This window comes from Pseudaquabacterium pictum, from assembly GCF_005403045.1.
GTDB lineage: Bacteria > Pseudomonadota > Gammaproteobacteria > Burkholderiales > Burkholderiaceae_C > Pseudaquabacterium > Pseudaquabacterium pictum.
Map to the genome: position 1 here is coordinate 38,678 of NZ_BJCL01000014.1, position 16,635 is coordinate 55,312.

Annotated in this window: 14 protein-coding genes and 1 pseudogene; 7 read left to right on the forward strand and 8 right to left on the reverse strand. The window is 72.0% G+C overall.

The window, feature by feature from the left end; all coding sequences use genetic code 11:
• Positions 1-57: 57 nt before the first annotated feature.
• Positions 58-123: pseudogene (locus tag FFT10_RS21240) on the forward strand (cyclic pyranopterin monophosphate synthase MoaC); the annotation flags it as partial.
• 24 nt (positions 124-147) lie between these two features.
• On the opposite strand, the gene moaC reads toward FFT10_RS21240, so the two are convergent.
• Positions 148-642 (reverse strand): cyclic pyranopterin monophosphate synthase MoaC, encoded by a 495-nt coding sequence (gene moaC / locus FFT10_RS21245; protein ID WP_137734881.1) that lies wholly within the window; start codon positions 640-642, stop codon positions 148-150.
• 63 nt (positions 643-705) lie between these two features.
• Between moaC and FFT10_RS21250 the strand changes: the two genes are divergently transcribed.
• Positions 706-2,352 carry a M48 family metalloprotease gene (locus tag FFT10_RS21250; protein ID WP_228027221.1) on the forward strand — a complete coding sequence of 549 codons (1,647 nt, stop codon included), beginning with the start codon at positions 706-708 and terminating at the stop codon, positions 2,350-2,352.
• A gap of 41 nt (positions 2,353-2,393) precedes the next feature.
• On the opposite strand, the gene FFT10_RS21255 is transcribed toward FFT10_RS21250, so the two are convergent.
• Positions 2,394-2,753, reverse strand: coding sequence for a phage holin family protein (locus FFT10_RS21255; RefSeq protein WP_137734882.1), 360 nt, complete (start codon positions 2,751-2,753; stop codon positions 2,394-2,396).
• A 223-nt stretch (positions 2,754-2,976) separates the two neighbouring features.
• Between FFT10_RS21255 and FFT10_RS21260 the strand changes: the two genes are divergently transcribed.
• The gene (locus FFT10_RS21260) at positions 2,977-3,399 is read left to right on the forward strand and encodes an SWIB/MDM2 domain-containing protein (RefSeq protein ID WP_137734883.1); all 423 of its coding nucleotides are present in this window, start codon (positions 2,977-2,979) and stop codon (positions 3,397-3,399) included.
• Between the two features lie 82 nt (positions 3,400-3,481).
• Here the strand turns inward: FFT10_RS21260 and FFT10_RS21265 are convergent, their stop codons facing one another.
• Genes FFT10_RS21265 through FFT10_RS21275 form a run of 3 tightly spaced genes read right to left on the reverse strand, consistent with a single transcriptional unit; the run spans position 3,482 to position 5,705 of the window.
• Entirely contained in the window at positions 3,482-4,396 is a 915-nt protein-coding gene (locus FFT10_RS21265; protein ID WP_137734884.1) for a hypothetical protein, read from the reverse strand.
• A gap of 23 nt (positions 4,397-4,419) precedes the next feature.
• Positions 4,420-5,346, reverse strand: a complete 927-nt coding sequence (locus FFT10_RS21270) for a DinB family protein (RefSeq protein ID WP_137734885.1) — start codon at positions 5,344-5,346, stop codon at positions 4,420-4,422.
• Entirely contained in the window at positions 5,343-5,705 is a 363-nt protein-coding gene (locus FFT10_RS21275) for an ArsR/SmtB family transcription factor (RefSeq protein ID WP_228027222.1), read from the reverse strand. The genes FFT10_RS21270 and FFT10_RS21275 overlap by 4 nt, the downstream gene beginning before the upstream one ends.
• A 242-nt stretch (positions 5,706-5,947) precedes the next feature.
• Between FFT10_RS21275 and FFT10_RS21280 the strand changes: the two genes are divergently transcribed.
• Complete coding sequence (locus tag FFT10_RS21280) at positions 5,948-6,994, forward strand: GGDEF domain-containing protein (protein ID WP_162520874.1); 1,047 nt, start codon at positions 5,948-5,950, stop codon at positions 6,992-6,994.
• 21 nt (positions 6,995-7,015) lie between these two features.
• Here FFT10_RS21280 and uvrA read toward each other — a convergent pair whose 3' ends face one another.
• The 3 genes from uvrA to recQ form a co-directional block, all read right to left on the reverse strand.
• Complete coding sequence (gene uvrA, locus FFT10_RS21285) at positions 7,016-10,042, reverse strand: excinuclease ABC subunit UvrA (RefSeq protein WP_137734887.1); 3,027 nt, start codon at positions 10,040-10,042, stop codon at positions 7,016-7,018.
• Positions 10,043-10,147: 105 nt separating this feature from the next.
• On the reverse strand, positions 10,148-10,729 hold the full coding sequence (locus tag FFT10_RS21290) for a response regulator (RefSeq protein ID WP_137734888.1): 582 nt from the start codon (positions 10,727-10,729) through the stop codon (positions 10,148-10,150).
• Positions 10,730-10,864: 135 nt separating this feature from the next.
• Positions 10,865-12,757, reverse strand: a complete 1,893-nt coding sequence (recQ, locus tag FFT10_RS21295) for a DNA helicase RecQ (protein WP_137734889.1) — start codon at positions 12,755-12,757, stop codon at positions 10,865-10,867.
• A 174-nt stretch (positions 12,758-12,931) separates the two neighbouring features.
• Between recQ and ssb the strand changes: the two genes are divergently transcribed.
• The 3 genes from ssb to FFT10_RS21310 all read left to right on the forward strand — a co-directional run bounded on the left by ssb (position 12,932) and on the right by FFT10_RS21310 (position 16,621).
• The gene (ssb, locus tag FFT10_RS21300; RefSeq protein WP_137734890.1) at positions 12,932-13,465 is read left to right on the forward strand and encodes a single-stranded DNA-binding protein; all 534 of its coding nucleotides are present in this window, start codon (positions 12,932-12,934) and stop codon (positions 13,463-13,465) included.
• Positions 13,466-13,808: 343 nt separating this feature from the next.
• Positions 13,809-14,843 (forward strand): porin, encoded by a 1,035-nt coding sequence (locus tag FFT10_RS21305; RefSeq protein ID WP_137734891.1) that lies wholly within the window; start codon positions 13,809-13,811, stop codon positions 14,841-14,843.
• Between the two features lie 218 nt (positions 14,844-15,061).
• Positions 15,062-16,621 carry a tetratricopeptide repeat protein gene (locus FFT10_RS21310; RefSeq protein WP_137734892.1) on the forward strand — a complete coding sequence of 520 codons (1,560 nt, stop codon included), beginning with the start codon at positions 15,062-15,064 and terminating at the stop codon, positions 16,619-16,621.
• Positions 16,622-16,635 lie beyond the last annotated feature (14 nt).

Sequence of the window (16,635 nt, forward strand, 5' to 3'; positions counted from 1 at the left end):
CCACTGACCCTGCCCAATCGGGCACTCACCCAGGGATCAAACGCAACTTTTCAGACGGGCAAGACCGGCGTGGAGATGGAGGCGCTGACCGCCGTGCAGGTGGGCCTGCTGACCATCGAAGACAAAAATCGCTGACCGGCCAACGACTTACGACTCAGCCACCCAGTGACCCGACTTGCCACCCTGCTTCTCCAGCAGGCGCACGTCGGTCATCACCATGCCGCGGTCGGCCGCCTTGCACATGTCGTAGATCGTCAGCAGGCCCACCTGCACGGCGGTCAGCGCTTCCATCTCCACGCCGGTCTTGCCCACGGTCTCGGCCTGCACCTCGATGTGCACCGCACTGGCGTCGTCGTCGATGCGGAAGTCGACCGCCACGCGCGTCAGCGGCAGCGGGTGGCACAGCGGAATCAGCTCGGCCGTGCGCTTGGCGGCCTGGATCGCCGCGATGCGGGCGATGCCGATCACGTCACCCTTCTTCGCCGTGCCCGCCGTGATCAGCGCCAGCGTGGCCGGCAGCATGCGGATGCTGCCGGTGGCACGGGCGATGCGGTGGGTCTCGGCCTTGGCCGCCACGTCCACCATGTGGGCCTGTCCCTGGCTGTCGAAGTGGGTCAGCGGCGAGGAGGGGGCGTGGGTCATGGCAGGGGAAACATGCGGGCAATGCGGCGGTGGGATGATAAGTGACCCGATCGGATCCGCCGCTTGCCCGCCTGCTGTCCACCCCTGCCCAACCGGCCGCAGCGCCGGCCACGGCCCCAGCGCCTGCTGTGTGCTGCGCTGGCCCTGCTGCTGAGCGCCGGCAGCCTGCAGGCCCAGGGCCTGCCGCCGTCGCCGGTGCGGCTGCCGGCCCTGGGTGAATCGGCGTCCGACGAGTTCAACCTCAACCAGGAAAAGCGCATCGGCGAGCAGGTCATGCGCGAGATCCGCCGCGATCCCGCCTACCTCGATGACCCGCAGCTCCTGGACTACCTGCAGAGCCTGTGGGCGCCGCTGGTGCGCACTGCGCGCCAGCACGGCGACATCGACGCCGACACCGAGCGGCTGTTCCCCTACGAGGCTTTCCTGGTGCGCGACCGTTCGGTCAACGCGTTCGCCCTGCCCGGCGGCTACGTGGGTGTGCACCTCGGGCTGATCGCCATCACGTCCACGCCGGACGAACTGGCCTCGGTGCTGGCCCACGAGCTGGCCCACATCACCCGCCGCCACATCGCGCGCAGCGTGGCGGCGTCGTCGCGCAACAGCACCCTGGGGCTGGCGGCGATGCTGCTGGGCCTGCTGGTGGCCAGTCGCGCGGGCAGCCCCGACATGGCCCAGGCCGCCATCATGGGCGGACAGGCGGCCGTGCTGCAGGCGCAGCTGAACTTCTCGCGCGACATGGAGCGAGAGGCCGACCGCAACGGCCTGGCCACGATGGCCGGTGCCGGCTTTGCGCCCGCCGGCATGTCGGCCATGTTCGACCGGCTCGATGGCGCCAGCCGCTTGAACGACAGCGGCGCCTACCCCTACCTGCGCAGCCACCCGCTGACCGTCGACCGCATCGGCGAGGCCCGCCAGATGGTGCAGGCCACTGCCCAGGCCGGCAGCCTGCCACCGCCACCGCTGCTGCACGGCCTGATGCAGGCCCGGGCCCGCGTGCTGATGGACCCTGGCGTGCAGGCGCTGCGCAAGCTGCAGGACTTCGACACCCGCGGCACCATGGCGCAGCTGCCGCTGTCTGACCGACTCGGCGGCCTCTACGCCGGTGCGCTGGCCTCGGCCGGCCTGCGGGATTTCGACCGTGCCGATCGCGCCGTGCGCGCTGCGCTGGATCTGCTGGCCGCCTCGCCGCAGCGCAGCGATGCGCCGGCGCGGCGGGCGCTGGCGCACCTGGCGGTGCAGCTGGCCCTGGCGCGCGGCCAACCGGCCGAGGCCGGCGCGTTGCTGGCGGCCGAGGGCCTGGTCGACGGTGGCCGCAGTGGCCTGCTGCTGCAGGCCGCGTGGTCGCTGGCCGATGGCGGCGAGGCACCGCTGCGCCGCAGTGTCGAAGCCCTGCACACCTGGGTGACGGGGCAGCGCGACGATGCCGCCGCCTGGCAGGCCCTGGCCCAGGCCGCAGGCCGGCTGGGCCAGCCACTGCGGTCGGTCCGTGCCGAAGCCGAAGCCCAGGCCGCCCTGGGCAACCTGTCCGGCGCCATCGACCGGTTGCGCGCTGGCCAGCTGATGGCGCGGCGCGGCGGCGTGGGCATGGACTTCATCGAGGCATCGGTGATCGACGCCCGCCTGCGTGACCTGCAGGCCCAGCGCCGCCAGCTGCTGGCCGACGAGCGCCGCGCCGGCGAGCGCCCGCGCGGCGGCGATGCGCCCGAGTAGCCGGCGTCTCCGCGCCTAACGCCGAACGTGCGCGGGCAGAATCAGGCCGGGCTGCGGCTGAACAGCCGCTCCATCGCCACGTCGATGACCATGCCGCACAGGCTGTAGATCACCGAGCCGATCAGCGCCGCGCCAAAGCCGGTGACGTTGAAGCCGCTGAGCACGCCCGCGGCCGACCAGAACATCAGCGCGTTGATGACGAACAGGAACAGGCCCAGCGTGACCAGCGTCACCGGCAGCGTCAGCAGCACCAGCAGCGGGCGCACCAGGGTGTTGAGCAGGCCCAGCACCAGCGCGGCCACCATGGCGGCGCCGAAGCTGGCCACCGTGACCCCTGGGTAGAGATGGGCCACCAGCAGCAGGGCGGCGGCCAGCAACAGCCAACGGACGATCAGTTTCATGGTCCGCAGCATACCGCCGCGTCCCCGGGTGACGCCTGGGGCCAACAAAACCGCGCCACAAGGGCTGGACAGGGCGGTTTTACCTATGAAAACCGCTTCTCACCACCCATGGCTGGCAGTACCATTGCGCCCGCTGAAGGCCACAGAGAGCAACGCGGGTTCAAGCAGCCAGCGGCCCGGGCACTCCGGCGCATCAACCACTCACGTGATGGAGAGAATGAACATGGCAACTGCGAAGAAGGCCGCCCCGGCCAAGAAGGCGGCTCCCGCCAAGAAGGCCGCCCCGGCCAAGAAGGCGGCTGCCAAGGCGGCGCCGGCGAAGAAGGCTGCGGCGCCGGCCAAGAAGGCCGCCCCGGCCAAGAAGGCAGCGCCTGCCAAGAAGGTCGCCGCCAAGAAGCGCACGCCCAACGCCGCCTTCATGAAGGCCATGACGCCCAGCGCCGCGCTGGCCGCCATCATTGGCGACAAGGCCGTGCCGCGCACCGAGGTGACCAAGAAGGTCTGGGAATACATCAAGAAGAACGGCCTGCAGGACAAGGCCAAGAAGACGATGATCAACGCCGACGCCAAGCTGAAGGAGATCTTCAAGCAGGCCCAGGTGTCGATGTTCGAGATGACCAAGCTGATCAACGGTCACCTGAAGTGATGCCGCCGGGCCCTGGTGGCCCGGTCAGCAGCTCCGCAAAGCCGGCCCTCGGGCCGGCTTTGTCGTTGCTGGGGCCGACACGTCAGGTCGGCACGGCGGCCAGGACGTCGGCACACCAGGCGCGCAGTCCGTCGGCGGTGTCGATCTGCGGCAGCAGCGCAGCCATCTGCGCGCGGGCCGCTGCGTTGGCAGCGGCATCGCCGGCCGCGTGGTGGGCATGGGCCAGCGCCTCGTGGGCGAAGAAGTGCTCGGTGGCATCTGCCTCGGCACCGGCGGCCTCGCAGGCGGCCAGGCACAGGCGGGCATGGTGCCGGGCCGCGGCGCCCTGGCCGGCGACGGCATGGCACAGGGCAAGCCGGTACTCGGCGCGCTCCGCATGGCGCCAGGTGCCGGCGTGTCCCCAGGCGCGGCGGGCGATGGCGGCGGCCTGCAGCATCAGTGCATCGCGGTCGGCATCCCGCGGCTGGCCGGCGGCCGGTCCGCTGGTCTGCAGTTCCATCGCCACGTTGTTGGCCGCCACGGCATAGGACTGGCCCGCCTCGTTGCGGCCCTGGGACCGGGCGGCGGCTTCATCGGCGGACAACAAGGCCGTGGCCTCGGCCCAGCGCCGCTGTGCAGCCAGGGCCAGCACCACGTTCTGCAGCGCCCGCCAGCGCTGCGGCTCGGGCGGCGTGGCCGGGGCCGGTGTGCGCTGCACCACCGCCAGCGACCACTGCAGCCGCTGCACCGACGGGGCGGTGGCGGGCGCCTGCGCCAGCGCCGGCGGCAAGGCCGCCAGCAGCGTGGCCAGCACATTGGCATCGCCCAGGTGGCTCAGCGCCACATGCTCGGCCAGGTGCAGGGCCCGCGCGCCGTCGGCGTCGGCCGGCAGGCTGGCCGCCCGGGCCAGCAGCGCTGCGACTGCAGCCGCGGGCTGGTCGGCATGCGTGGCGTCGATCTGGGCCAGCAGCGCGGCCAGCGGCAGGGCGGTGGTGTCGTCAGGTTGGGCGTTGGCCATCGTGCGTGCTCCTGGCGGTGGGTTCAGCGGGCGGCCGCAGGCCACAGGGCGGCCATCTCGCAGCGGTGTTCATGGTCGTGGGCCAGCATCGCTGCCAGCACCTCGGCGCCAGTGGCCGGCTGGCCGCCGAACTGCACCGGCCGGCCCAGCACGGCCAGATCGCACTGGCGCAAGTCCGCGAGGCTGCGTTGGCGCAGGCGCAGGAAGCGTGCGGCCGCGCCGCGCCAGGGGCGTTGCTGGTAGCGGCCTTCCACCGCCAGGCGGTCGCCGTCGACGCCGGGCAGCACCGGGTGCGCCTCGGACCGCAGCCGCGTGAAGCGCTGCGACCAGCCATGCGCCTCCACATCCGCCAGGTGCCACAGGTGCTGCACCAGCGAGAAGCCGCCGTCGGCCGGCTGCGCATAGCCCTGGCGCGGCCCCATGGCGCTGCGCAGTTGCGCCACCAGGTGGGCGGTGTCGGCCAGGTAGGCCAGGGCCGCCTGCCGCGCGGCGGCGTCGGCGGGCGGGCCGGCCAGCAGCACGGCCGGCAGCGGGCGCGCCAGCGCCTGGGCCAGATCGGCAGCGGGCAGCGCCAGGGCCGGCTCCGGCGGCGCCTGCGGGCCCGCCAGCGCTGGGTGGAGTGGCTGGTGCAGCAGCGTCAACCGGCTGCCCTGCGCATCGGCGCTGATCGACAGGTGCAGCACCGTGGTTTCGCTGGCCGTGCGCAGCTGCAGCGACAGGCTGGTGGGCGCCAGCCGGCTGTGGATGCGCAGGTCCAGCGGCTGGCCGTTCGGGCTGCGGCCCTGCAGCGGTGGCGCATCCAGCGGGCGGGTGGCCAGGTCGGCCGGCGGCAGGCTGGCACCCAGGTAGCCGGCGATGAAGCCGCTGTCGCAGACCCGGGCCCACACCCGCGCCGGGCTGGCGTCCAGGTGCGAGGACAGCACCGCGCTGGGGGGTGGCAGCGGGCTCATCGGGGTTCGTCCGCCAGGGCCTGCTGCAGCGCCAGCAGGGCGGCGCTGTGGGCGCGGGCGCTGGTGGTCACCCAGCGGGTGGGCAGGGCCTGCAGCGGGACCGGGTTCAGGTAGTGCAGCTTCTCGCGGCCGCGCCAGACGGTCACCACCAGGTCGGCCGCCGCCAGCACGGCCAGGTGCTTGCTGATCGCCTGGCGGGTCAGCGCAGAGCCGTCGCCCAGCGCAGTCAGCGTGAGGCCGGGCGCGTCACGCAGGCGGTCCAGCAGGCGGCGGCGGGTGGCATCGCCCAGGGCGCGCAGCAGGCGGTCCAGTGCGGCGTCATCGGCTTCGGTGGTGGTTGGGCTGTCAGGCAACTCCATGGTTGCATGATCCCGCAAATGCAACGATCTGGTTGCATGTCCCACGGCGGTGTGCGGGATTGCGCAAGCCGACGCGTGCTGGCCGACAGCTGGGTGGCAAACCACCGTTTTATCGGAGGCCGCCCCTCAGGCTGTGTAGGAAAATGTCGATGCGTCGGTGGGCTGACGGCGCTTGCCGTGGCCCGATCCGCCAACCGCGCCCTGACCGCCCGAACGGGAGACCCATGGAGTATCACGACACCGTGGAACGCAGCACCGAGCTGCTGCGCAAGGCACTGCCGCTGATGTCCCGGCAGGCTGCCGCATTGCACCCGGTGAGCTATGCCGTCTGGTACGCCTACGTGGCGGACGTGAACTCGCCCCTGCACAAGGCGTTGGATGCCCACCTGGCGGAGCACGGCGTGCTCGACGAAACCGCCACCGAAGCGCTGTTTCGCCGCCACCTGGCCGACCCCGATGCCGACACCGCCACCCAGGTGACCGACGGTGTGGCCCGCCTGCTCGATGGCATGCAGGCCTCGGCTGCTGCCGCTGGCGACCAGACCGCACGCTACGGCGACACCCTGCAGCGCCTGAGCGCTGCCCTCGGGCCGGCCGACAGTGCACCGGGCGGCTCGCCGCCGCTGGACGAGGCGCTGGCCCACACCCTGCAGATGCAGGCCGCATTGGCCCGGCTGCAGAAGGAGCTGGCCGAGAGCCAGCGCGAGATCGACAGCCTGCGCGACGAGGTGCGCCGCGCCCGCCAGGAAAGCCTGGTCGACGCGCTGACCACGCTGGCCAACCGCCGCGCCTTCGACCGCCGCCTGGTCACCTGCCTGGCCGCAGATGCGGCGGTGATCGGCCGCCCGCCGGTGGGTGCGCCGGTGTGCCTGCTGATGATCGACATCGACCACTTCAAGCGCGTCAACGACAGCTATGGCCATGCCTTCGGCGACCAGGTGCTGCGCGCGGTGGCTCAGGTGCTGAAGGCACTGACGCCCGAGGGCGGCCTGGCCGCCCGTGTGGGCGGCGAGGAGTTCGCGCTGCTGCTGCCCGGCATGCCGCTGGCACCTGCGCGGGCCCTGGCCGAGAAGCTGCGCGCCACCGTGGCCGCCAGCCGCATCCGCCGCAAGGGCGGCGATGCCGACGAGCACATCACCGTGTCGCTGGGCGTCGCGCAGTTCCTGCAGCGCAACCCGGCGCTGGGCCTGTCGGTGGACGAGGCGCCGGCCGACTTCTTCGACCGCGCCGACCGCGCGCTCTATGCCGCCAAGCAGGCCGGGCGCGACAGGGTGGTGGTCGCCGACTGACCTGGCTGCCGACCGCCGGCCTCAGCCCTGCTGCAGCAGCGGCTTGAGGAAGCGGCCGGTGAAGCTCTCCGCGCAATCGGCGATCACCTCCGGCGGCCCCACGGCCAGCACCCGGCCGCCGCCGGCGCCGCCCTCGGGCCCCATGTCGATCAGCCAGTCGGCGGTCTTGATGACGTCGAGGTTGTGCTCGATCACCACGATGGTGTTGCCGGCATCGCGCAGCTGGTGCAGCACCCGCAGCAGCAGCTCGATGTCGGCGAAGTGCAGGCCGGTGGTGGGCTCGTCCAGGATGTAGAGCGTGCGGCCGGTGTCGCGCTTGCTCAGCTCCAGCGCCAGCTTCACCCGCTGCGCCTCGCCGCCACTGAGCGTGGTGGCGCTCTGGCCCAGGGTGATGTAGCCCAGGCCCACGTCGAGCAGGGTCTGCAGCTTGCGCGCCAGCGCCGGCACGGCGTCGAAGAAGCGGCGCGCCTCCTCCACCGTCATCGCCAGCACCTCATGGATGTTGCGGCCCTTGTACTGCACCTCCAGCGTCTCGCGGTTGTAGCGCTGGCCGGCGCAGGTGTCGCAGGGCACGTAGACGTCGGGCAGGAAGTGCATCTCCACCTTCAGCACGCCGTCGCCCTGGCAGGCCTCGCAGCGGCCGCCGCCCGCGGCCGCGCCCACGTTGAAGCTGAAGCGGCCGGCACCGTAGCCGCGTTCGCGCGCCATCGGCACTTCGGCAAACAGCTCGCGGATCGGCGTGAACAGCCCGGTGTAGGTGGCCGGGTTGCTGCGCGGCGTGCGGCCGATCGGGCTCTGGTCGACGTTGATGACCTTGTCGAAGGCGTCCAGGCCTTCGATCTCGTCATGCGGCGCCGGCTCGGCATGCGCGTGGTACAGCTTGCGCGCCACCGCGGTGTAGAGCGTGTCGTTGATCAGCGTGCTCTTGCCCGAGCCGGACACACCGGTCACGCAGGTCAGCAGGCCCACCGGCACCTCGGCCGTCACGTTCTTCAGGTTGTTGCCGCGGGCGTTGACGATGCGCAGGCAGCTGGCCGGCGTGGCCTCGAAGCGCGGCCACATCGGCTGCGCCTCGGCGGCCTTGGCCCTGCCCTTGACCGGCGCCGGCGGCGGTTCCGGCGGCGCCACGTAGTCGGGCTGCCAGGTGTGGCGCTCGGTGGGCACCTCGATGCGCAGCACATGCGCCAGGTACTGGCCGGTCAGGCTGTCGGGGTGGGCGGCCACCTCGTCGGGCGTGCCCTGGGCGATGACGCGGCCGCCATGCACGCCGGCACCCGGGCCCATGTCGATCACATGGTCGGCGGCGCGGATCATGTCCTCGTCATGCTCGACCACCAGCACGCTGTTGCCCAGATCCCGCAGGTGGCGCAGGGTGCCGATCAGGCGCTCGTTGTCGCGCTGGTGCAGGCCGATGCTGGGCTCGTCCAGCACGTACATCACGCCGGTCAGGCCGCTGCCGATCTGGCTGGCCAGGCGGATGCGCTGGGCCTCGCCGCCGCTGAGCGTGTCGGCGCTGCGGTCCAGGCTGAGGTAGTTCAGGCCCACGTCGTTGAGGAACTTCAGCCGCGCGCGGATCTCGCGCACCACCTTGTCGGCGATCTCGGCCTTGGCGCCCTGCAGCTGCAGCCGCTCGAAGTAGGCCAGGCTCTCGGCCAGCGTGGCATGTTCGACCTGGTAGATGGCCTGGCGCGGCACGCTGGCGTCCTGGCCGACCAGGAACACATGCCGCGCCTCGCGCTTGAGCCGCGTGCCGCCGCAGTGGGCGCAGGGCTTGGCAGCCTGGTAGCGGGCCAGGTCTTCACGCACCGCGGCCGAATCGGTCTCGCGGAAGCGGCGGGCGAAGTTGGGGATGATCCCTTCGAAGGCATGGGCGCGCTTGACCATGCGCGGCTTGCCCTTGGCCGTCTCGGCCTCGTAGACGAACTCGATCTCGTCGGCGCCCGAGCCGTACAGCAGCACCTGCTGCATCGGCGGCGGCAGCGATTCGAACGGCGTCTCGATGTCGAAGCCGTAGTGCCGGGCCACGCTCTCCAGCATCGAGTGGGTGTAGGCATTGCGCCGGTCCCAGCCCTTCACCGCACCGCCGGCCAGGCTCAGGCTCGGGAAGGCCACCACCCGCTCCGGGTCGAACACCGTCTGCTGGCCCAGGCCGTCGCAGTGCGGGCAGGCGCCCATCGGCGCATTGAAGCTGAACAGCCGCGGCTCCAGCTCGGGCAGGGCATAACTGCAGACCGGGCAGGCGAACTTGCTGGAAAACAGGTGCTCCTTGCCGGTGTCCATCTCCAGCGCGATGGCCTTGCCATCGGCGGCGCGCAGCGCGGCCTCGAAGCTCTCGGCCAGGCGCTGCTTCACGTCGGGTCGGGCCTTGAGCCGGTCGATCACCACGTCGATGTCGTGCTTCTCGTTCTTCTTCAGCTCGGGCAGGTCGGCCGCCTCCACCGTCTGGCCGTCGATGCGGAAGCGCACATAGCCGCGCGCCTGCATGTCGGCGAACAGTTCGGTGAACTCGCCCTTGCGGTCGCGCACCACCGGGCTCAGCACCATCAGCCGGGTGTCCTCGGGCAGGGCCAGCACCGCGTCGACCATCTGGCCCACGCTCTGGGCCTGCAGCGGCAGGTCATGGTCGGGGCAGAAGGGCGTGCCGGCGCGGGCGTACAGCAGGCGCAGGTAGTCGTGGATCTCGGTGACCGTGCCCACCGTGCTGCGCGGGTTGTGGCTGGTGGCCTTCTGTTCGATGCTGATCGCGGGGCTCAGGCCCTCGATCACGTCGACATCGGGCTTGTCCATCAGTTGCAGGAACTGCCGTGCATAGGCGCTGAGGCTCTCCACATAGCGGCGCTGGCCTTCGGCATAGAGCGTGTCGAAGGCCAGGCTGCTCTTGCCGCTGCCCGACAGCCCGGTGATCACCACGAGGCTGTGCTTGGGGATGTCGAGGTCGATGTTCTTCAGGTTGTGGGTGCGCGCCCCGCGGATGTGCAGGTGGGTCGACCCCACGGGAAGCGGGCGGGCGGGCGCCGGCACCGGGGCATCGTGAGTGTGGGAAGGCATGGCAGCAGACGGCGAGGGCAACCGACCATCATAGCCAAGCGCGTCATTCCGGGCTGTGCGACGGCCACGGCGCCGCGCGCTGCCGCCGGGCGGGCGGCGGCCGGGTCAGTGCCCGCTGGCGCCGGAGGCGGGTGGCTCGGGCGACCAGTCCGGCAGCACCGCGCGCAGCGCGCTGCGCAGGCGCTGCAGGCCCAGCGGCTTGGTCAGGTAGTCGGCAAAGCCGGCGGCCTGGCCGCGGGCCACGTCCTGCGGCATGGCATTGGCGCTGACCGCGATGGCCGGCACCGCATGGGTGGCGGGGTCGTTGCGCAGCAGGTTCAGCACCTGGTAGCCGTCCAGCCCGGGCATCTGGATGTCGATCAGCAGCAGGGCCGGCGGCTCGGCCAGCGCCGCCGCCACGCCCTGGCGCGGATCGCATTCGCAGCGCAGCACCAGGCCGGGCAGGCGCTCGAACATCGCCGTCATCAGCAGGGTGTTGACCGGGTTGTCTTCGATGTAGAGCACCCGCAGCAGCGGCGTGGGCTGGCTGCCGGGGGCGGCCTGCGGCGATGCGGCCGGCGGCGGTGATGGCGCTGGCGTGTCGGCGGCGGCGGCCGCCAGCGCCGCCGGCCAGGGCCTCGGCGCGTCCGCACGCCCGCTGGCAACGCCGGGCGTTGCCAGGGTGGGGTGGGAGAGGCAGCGGAGCATCGGTGCACACGCGTCAGTTCGAATTTATCGATTATGGCGTTGCGTTCAGTTGCAGTCTGCTGCGTTGTGCGCGTTTCTCCTCTGCGCGAGCGATGCGGCGCGGCGCGGCGCCCCCCGCGCGACCGGCCGCTGGGATCAGCCGGCGGCTGCCAGCACCCGCAGCAGGTCGCTGCCGTAGGCGTCCAGCTTCTTGCCGCCCACGCCGCTGATGCCGGCCAGCGCATCCAGCGAGTCGGGCGCCTCGCGGGCCATCTCGGCCAGCGTGGCATCGTGGAACACCACGTAGGCCGGCAGGTTGTGGGACTTGGCCACCTCGGCGCGCCAGGCCTTCAGCGCGGCAAACCGGGCCAGGCCGGCCTCGTCCAGCGGCAGCGGCGGCGGCTTGGCCGTGCCGCCGCGGCTGCTGCCGGTGCCGCGGTTGCTGCGGCGGCCGCGCGGCGGCGCCTCGGCCGGCACCCGCAGCAGCACCGGCACGCCGCCGCGCAACACCGCGCGGGCGCTGTCGGTCAGTTCCAGCGTGTTGAATTCGCCCACGCTGCGCACATGGCCCAGCGCGATCAGCTGGCGCAGCACGCTGCGCCACTGCTGTTCGGCCACGTCGGCACCGATGCCGAAGGTGGACAGCCGTTCATGCCCGCGCTGCGTCACCTTGTCGGTCACCTTGCCGCGCAGCACGTCGATCAGGTGGCCGGCGCCGAAGCCGAAGCCGCTCTGCTGGTGGAAGCGGTAGATGCAGGACAGCGCCTTGCGCGCGGCGTCGGTGGCATCCCACACCGCCGGCGGGTGCAGGCAGTTGTCACAGTTGCCGCAGGGCTGGCTGGCTTCATCGAAGTAGGCCAGCAGCCGCACGCGCCGGCAGTCGTGCGCCTCGGCCAGGGCCAGCAGGGCATCGAGCTTGGCGCGCTGCAGGCGCTTGAACTCCTCGTCCGCTTCGCCCTCGTCGATCATGCGGCGCTGGTTCACCACGTCGGCCAGGCCATAGGCCATCCAGGCGGTGGCCGGGCCGCCATCGCGGCCGGCCCGGCCGGTCTCCTGGTAGTAGCCCTCGATGTTCTTGGGCAGGTCCAGGTGGGCGACGAAGCGCACGTCGGGCTTGTCGATGCCCATGCCGAAGGCGATGGTGGCCACCATCACCACGCCCTCGTCGCGCAGGAAACGGTCCTGGTTCTGGCGGCGCACCGCGGCGTCCAGCCCGGCGTGGTACGGCAGCGCGTTCAGGCCCTCGCCGGCCAGCCAGGCGGCGGTGTCCTCCACCTTCTTGCGGCTCTGGCAGTAGACGATGCCGGCATCGCCTTCATGCTCGTCGCGCAGCAGGCGCAAGAGCTGCTGACGCGGCTCGTCCTTCTCGACGATCACATAGCGGATGTTCGGCCGGTCGAAGCTGGCGACGAACTGCTGCGCGCTCTCCAGCGCCAGGCGCTCGACGATGTCGGCGCGGGTGTGGGCATCGGCGGTGGCAGTCAGCGCGATGCGCGGCACGCTGGGAAAGCGCTCGTGCAGCTGCGACAGGCCGAGGTATTCCTCGCGGAAGTCATGTCCCCACTGGCTGACGCAGTGGGCCTCGTCGATGGCCACCAGGCTGAGCAGGCCGCGTTCATGCAGCGAATCCAGCATCGCCAGGAAGCGGGGCGTCAGGATGCGCTCGGGCGCGGCGTACAGCAGCACCAGGTTGCCGGCCATCAGGTCGCGCTCGACGCGGCGGGCCTCGTCACCTTCGAGCGTGCTGTTGAGGAAGGCCGACTTCACGCCCGCTTCGTCCAGCGCGCCCACCTGGTCGTGCATCAGCGCGATCAGCGGGCTCACCACCAGCGTCACGCCCTGGCCGGCGCGGTGGCGGGCGATGGCCGGCACCTGGTAGCACAGGCTCTTGCCACCACCGGTGGGCATCAGCACCAGGGCATCACCGCCGGCGGTGACATGGTCGACCACCGCCTGCTGCTGGCCGCGGAAGGCGGCATAGCCGAAGACCTGCTGCAGGATGTCGAGCGGGCGGGTGGACGCGGCGTCGGCGTGGCGGGAACTGGGCATGGAGCGGGGATGGTAACGAGCCGGGCGCCGCCGGCGGGCGCGGCTCCCCCGCCTGGGGGCCGCCGATCCCACCTCGGTGGTGCCGCGCCGGCGGCGGCGCTGGCCATAATCGCCGCAACGGCGACAATCGCGCCCCTCCCACCGCCCGTCCACCGCCTTTCAGGAGCCCCCGCCATGGCATCGGTCAACAAAGTCATCCTCATCGGCAACCTGGGGCGTGACCCGGAAGTGCGCTACACCCCCAACGGCAGCGCGGTGTGCAACGTCAGCCTGGCCACCACCCGCAACTGGAAGAGCAAGGACAGCGGCGAGCGCCAGGAAGAGACCGAATGGCACCGCGTGGTGTTCTTCGACCGCCTGGCCGAGATCGCCGGCGAGTACCTGAAGAAGGGCCGCCCGGTGTACGTGGAAGGCCGCCTGAAGACCCGCAAGTGGACCGACAAGGACGGCGTGGAGAAGTACACCACCGAGATCTTTGCCGACCAGATGCAGCTGCTCGGCGGCCGTGAGGAAGGCGGCATGGGCGGCGGCGGTGGCGGTGGTGGCCGTGCCAGCATGGCCGGCGGCGCCGACGACTACGGCGACGACAGCGCGCCGGCGCCCGCCCCGCGCCGCAGCGCCCCGCCGCCGCGCGCCCCGGCCGCGCCGCGCCCGGCACCGAAGTCGAGCACCGGCTTCGACGACATGGACGACGACATCCCGTTCTGACGGTCACCGCCACGGCTGGCTGGTCCGGGGCCCGCAGCGCCACACGCTGCGGGCCCCGCTGCTTTCTGGCGTGGTCATGGCGCCGCGGTGGCGCATGACGGGCGTGTGACGGCCCGCTGCGGCATCAGCGTCACGGCTTTGGCCGCAACACGGGGGGTGGCGCCTGCGCCGGGGGGGTGGTTGCGGGTGGCGGGCTTGGGCGCGCCGGCGCGGCTTCCTAAGCTGCAGCCATGTCCTGCTTCCCGCGGACAGACCACCGTCGGCACGGTGCTGCGCTGGACCGCAGCCAGCCCCGCCGCCGGTGGGACGAGCAGCCGAAGCCAACCCCTCCTGAAGGATGATCATGAAGAAACTCGCCACCCTGGCCGTCCTGGCCACCCTCGCCGCGACGGCCAGCGCCCAGTCGTCGGTCACGCTGTTCGGCGTGGTCGACCTGGCCGTGCGCAGCGTCAAGAACGACGACACCACCCTGAAGTCGCTGGCCAGCGGCGGCATCAACTCCAGCCGCCTGGGCGTGCGCGGCAGCGAAGACCTCGGCGGCGGCCTGTCGGCCAACTTCTGGCTGGAGCACGGCTTCAGCGCCGACACCGGTGCCATCTCCGATGCCAACCGCTTCTGGAACCGCCGTGCAACGGTGGGCCTGAGCGGCGGCTTCGGTGAAGTGCGCCTGGGCCGTGACTTCACGCCGTCGTACACCGGCTATTCCGACTTCGACGTCTTCGGCGACAACGGCGTGGCCGCCGGCAGCAAGTTCTTCAATGCCCTGGGCACCGCTGTCGACACCAACACCCGTGCCGACAACCTGGTCAGCTACTTCCTGCCGCGCAACCTGGGCGGCTTCTACGGCCAGCTGTCGGTGGCGGCCGGCGAAGGCGCTGCCGGCAAGAAGTACATGGGCGGTCGCCTCGGCTACAAGGCCGGCGCGCTGAACCTGTCGCTGGCCCTGGGCCGCACCGACGTGACCCCGCTGACCGGCGCCGCCGGCGAAGACAAGTACAAGGTCATGGTGCTGGGCGCGTCGTACGACCTGGGCATGGTGCAGCTGAACGGCTACTACGACCAGAAGAAGTACGCCGACCAGAAGGTCAACACCTACAACATCGGCGCCACCGTGCCGGTGGGCCTGGGTGCGATCCGCGTGGGCTACACCTCGGCCAATGCCTCGGGCATCCGCGGCACGACCTCGATCGACGCCAACGACAGCAAGCAGTTCGCCGTCGGCTATGTGTACAACCTGTCCAAGCGCACCGCGGTGTACGGCACGCTGGCCCGTGTCAGCAACGACGGCGTGGCCGCCTACGCCGCCAGCGGTGGCACCGGCAGCGCTGCCGGCAAGGACTCCACCGGCTACGAGCTGGGCCTGCGCCACAGCTTCTGATCCCGCCAGGCCACCAGCCGGTGGCCTGCCCGCGCCTCGCCTCCAGCGGCCGCACCTGCAAGGGTGCGGCCGCTTCTGCCTGGTTCATTCACTCTTCATTACCTAAAAGTCATCTTCTTGTCTGTTCGTGGCAACCCTTGGATTTTACCGTGGACTCCATCCCTGCCGGCGTCGCTCCACGCGGTGGCGCCGGCACCACTGCAACCAGAGGTTCCACCATGCGTCGACAAGACATCCAACTGCTGGCCCAGGCGCGCCAGGGCGACACGGCTGCCCGCTGCGAAGTGGGCCGCCGCTACCTGCTCGGCGTCAACGGCTTTCCCCAGCATGTGGCCACCGGCCTGGAGTACCTGCGCCACCCCAGCCTGGCCGGCCAGCCCTTGCCGGCCCGCATCCTGGCCGAGGCCCTGCCGCTGGACCAGCTGATGGCGCTGCAGCAGGCCCCGGCCCTGGCGCTGGCAGCGGCCGATGGCTGCCTGGCCGCGCAGCTGAAGCTGGGCCTGTGGCGCGCGCTGCAGGCCGACGGCCGCCAGGATGCCCGCCGCTGGCTGGGCGCTGCGGCGTCCGCCGGGCATGCGGCCGCGGCCGACGCGGTGGCGGCGCTGGCGGCCGCACCCGCATCGCAGACGTTGGTGGCGGTCCTGCAGCCGCTGTCCGACGGCCGTGACATCGACGGCCCGCTGCTGGCCCGCCTGGCTGCCCAGCAGGCGCTGCAGGACGGCCAGCTCGACCACCTGGTGGCCTGTCTGGCCGCCGCACTGGCGCTGGGCCATGCGCTGGACGGCGACCTGGCCAGCCTGGTGGTGGCCGCCGAACAGCTGGCCGACCAGCAGGGCCGCACGCTCGGCGGCCTGCCCGACGCCGCCCTGCGTGACAGCCTGGAGTTGCGCGCGGGCCAGGGCGACCGCGCGGCCGCCTACACCCTGGGCCGCAGCCTGTCGGGCATCGCCTGCCCCAGCCTGCCGACATCGGTGTTTGCCGAACAGCAAAACCTGCGCAAGGGCGCGGCCTTCCTGCTGCGCGCCGCCGATGCCGGCCAGGACGCTGCCTGGCTGCACCTGTACCGGCTGCATGCCGACCACCGCAGCTCGGTGGCCAACCCGCAGCTGGCGCGCTTCTTCCTGGAGAAGGCGGCGCTGCGCGGCCAGGCCGAGGCCCAGCGCAAGCTGGGCGCGCTGCAGCTGCGCGAGGCCAGCCACCTGCAGGACACCGAGCAGGCCATCCACTGGCTGCACCAGGCGGCCGGGCAGGGTGACGGCCATGCCGCCACGCTGCTGCAATCCCTGCGCCTGCCGCTGGCCGACGAGGACAGCGGCGAGGCCGAGCTGTCCTTGGCGCTGGAGCAGGTGCGCCGTGCCGATCCCTGGCTGGCGCAGCGCCTGGCGCTGGCCCGCGCCTTCGGCCTGACCAAGCTGGAGGCGCTCAGCGTGGACCCGGTGGCCGGCCTGCGGCCCTGGGGGCTGGTGGTGGGCCGCAACCCGTTCATCGCCCAGGTGCGGCTGTCGGCGCCGCGTGCGGTGCCGGCGGTGGATGCGGCCGCGCTGGCCGTGGCCCGCCGGGTGGCGGCCTTCTTCGGCCAGGCCCAGGCCGATGCCGGCGCGGCCGAGGGCGACCTGCGGGCCCGCTCGCTGCGCCAGCGCCGCCTGTTCGACCGGCTGGGCCTGGACGAGGCGCTGTTCTTCAGCGACGCCAGCGCGATGACGCTGGACACGCTGCGCCTGGGCGCCAAGTGGGCCTACCGCGCCCGCCAGCCGCTCAGTGAGGCACTGGCTGCCTGAGGCAGCCGCTGCCG

Excerpts from the sequence above, each read along its gene's own strand:
- moaC (WP_137734881.1), bottom strand. The coding sequence starts at position 642 with ATGACCCACGCCCCCTCCTCGCCGCTGACCCACTTCGACAGCCAGGGA.
- FFT10_RS21255 (WP_137734882.1), bottom strand. The coding sequence starts at position 2,753 with ATGAAACTGATCGTCCGTTGGCTGTTGCTGGCCGCCGCCCTGCTGCTG.
- FFT10_RS21260 (WP_137734883.1), top strand. The coding sequence starts at position 2,977 with ATGGCAACTGCGAAGAAGGCCGCCCCGGCCAAGAAGGCGGCTCCCGCC.
- FFT10_RS21265 (WP_137734884.1), bottom strand. The coding sequence starts at position 4,396 with ATGGCCAACGCCCAACCTGACGACACCACCGCCCTGCCGCTGGCCGCG.
- FFT10_RS21270 (WP_137734885.1), bottom strand. The coding sequence starts at position 5,346 with ATGAGCCCGCTGCCACCCCCCAGCGCGGTGCTGTCCTCGCACCTGGAC.
- FFT10_RS21275 (WP_228027222.1), bottom strand. The coding sequence starts at position 5,705 with ATGGAGTTGCCTGACAGCCCAACCACCACCGAAGCCGATGACGCCGCA.
- uvrA (WP_137734887.1), bottom strand. The coding sequence starts at position 10,042 with ATGCCTTCCCACACTCACGATGCCCCGGTGCCGGCGCCCGCCCGCCCG.
- FFT10_RS21290 (WP_137734888.1), bottom strand. The coding sequence starts at position 10,729 with ATGCTCCGCTGCCTCTCCCACCCCACCCTGGCAACGCCCGGCGTTGCC.
- recQ (WP_137734889.1), bottom strand. The coding sequence starts at position 12,757 with ATGCCCAGTTCCCGCCACGCCGACGCCGCGTCCACCCGCCCGCTCGAC.
- ssb (WP_137734890.1), top strand. The coding sequence starts at position 12,932 with ATGGCATCGGTCAACAAAGTCATCCTCATCGGCAACCTGGGGCGTGAC.
- FFT10_RS21305 (WP_137734891.1), top strand. The coding sequence starts at position 13,809 with ATGAAGAAACTCGCCACCCTGGCCGTCCTGGCCACCCTCGCCGCGACG.
- FFT10_RS21310 (WP_137734892.1), top strand. The coding sequence starts at position 15,062 with ATGCGTCGACAAGACATCCAACTGCTGGCCCAGGCGCGCCAGGGCGAC.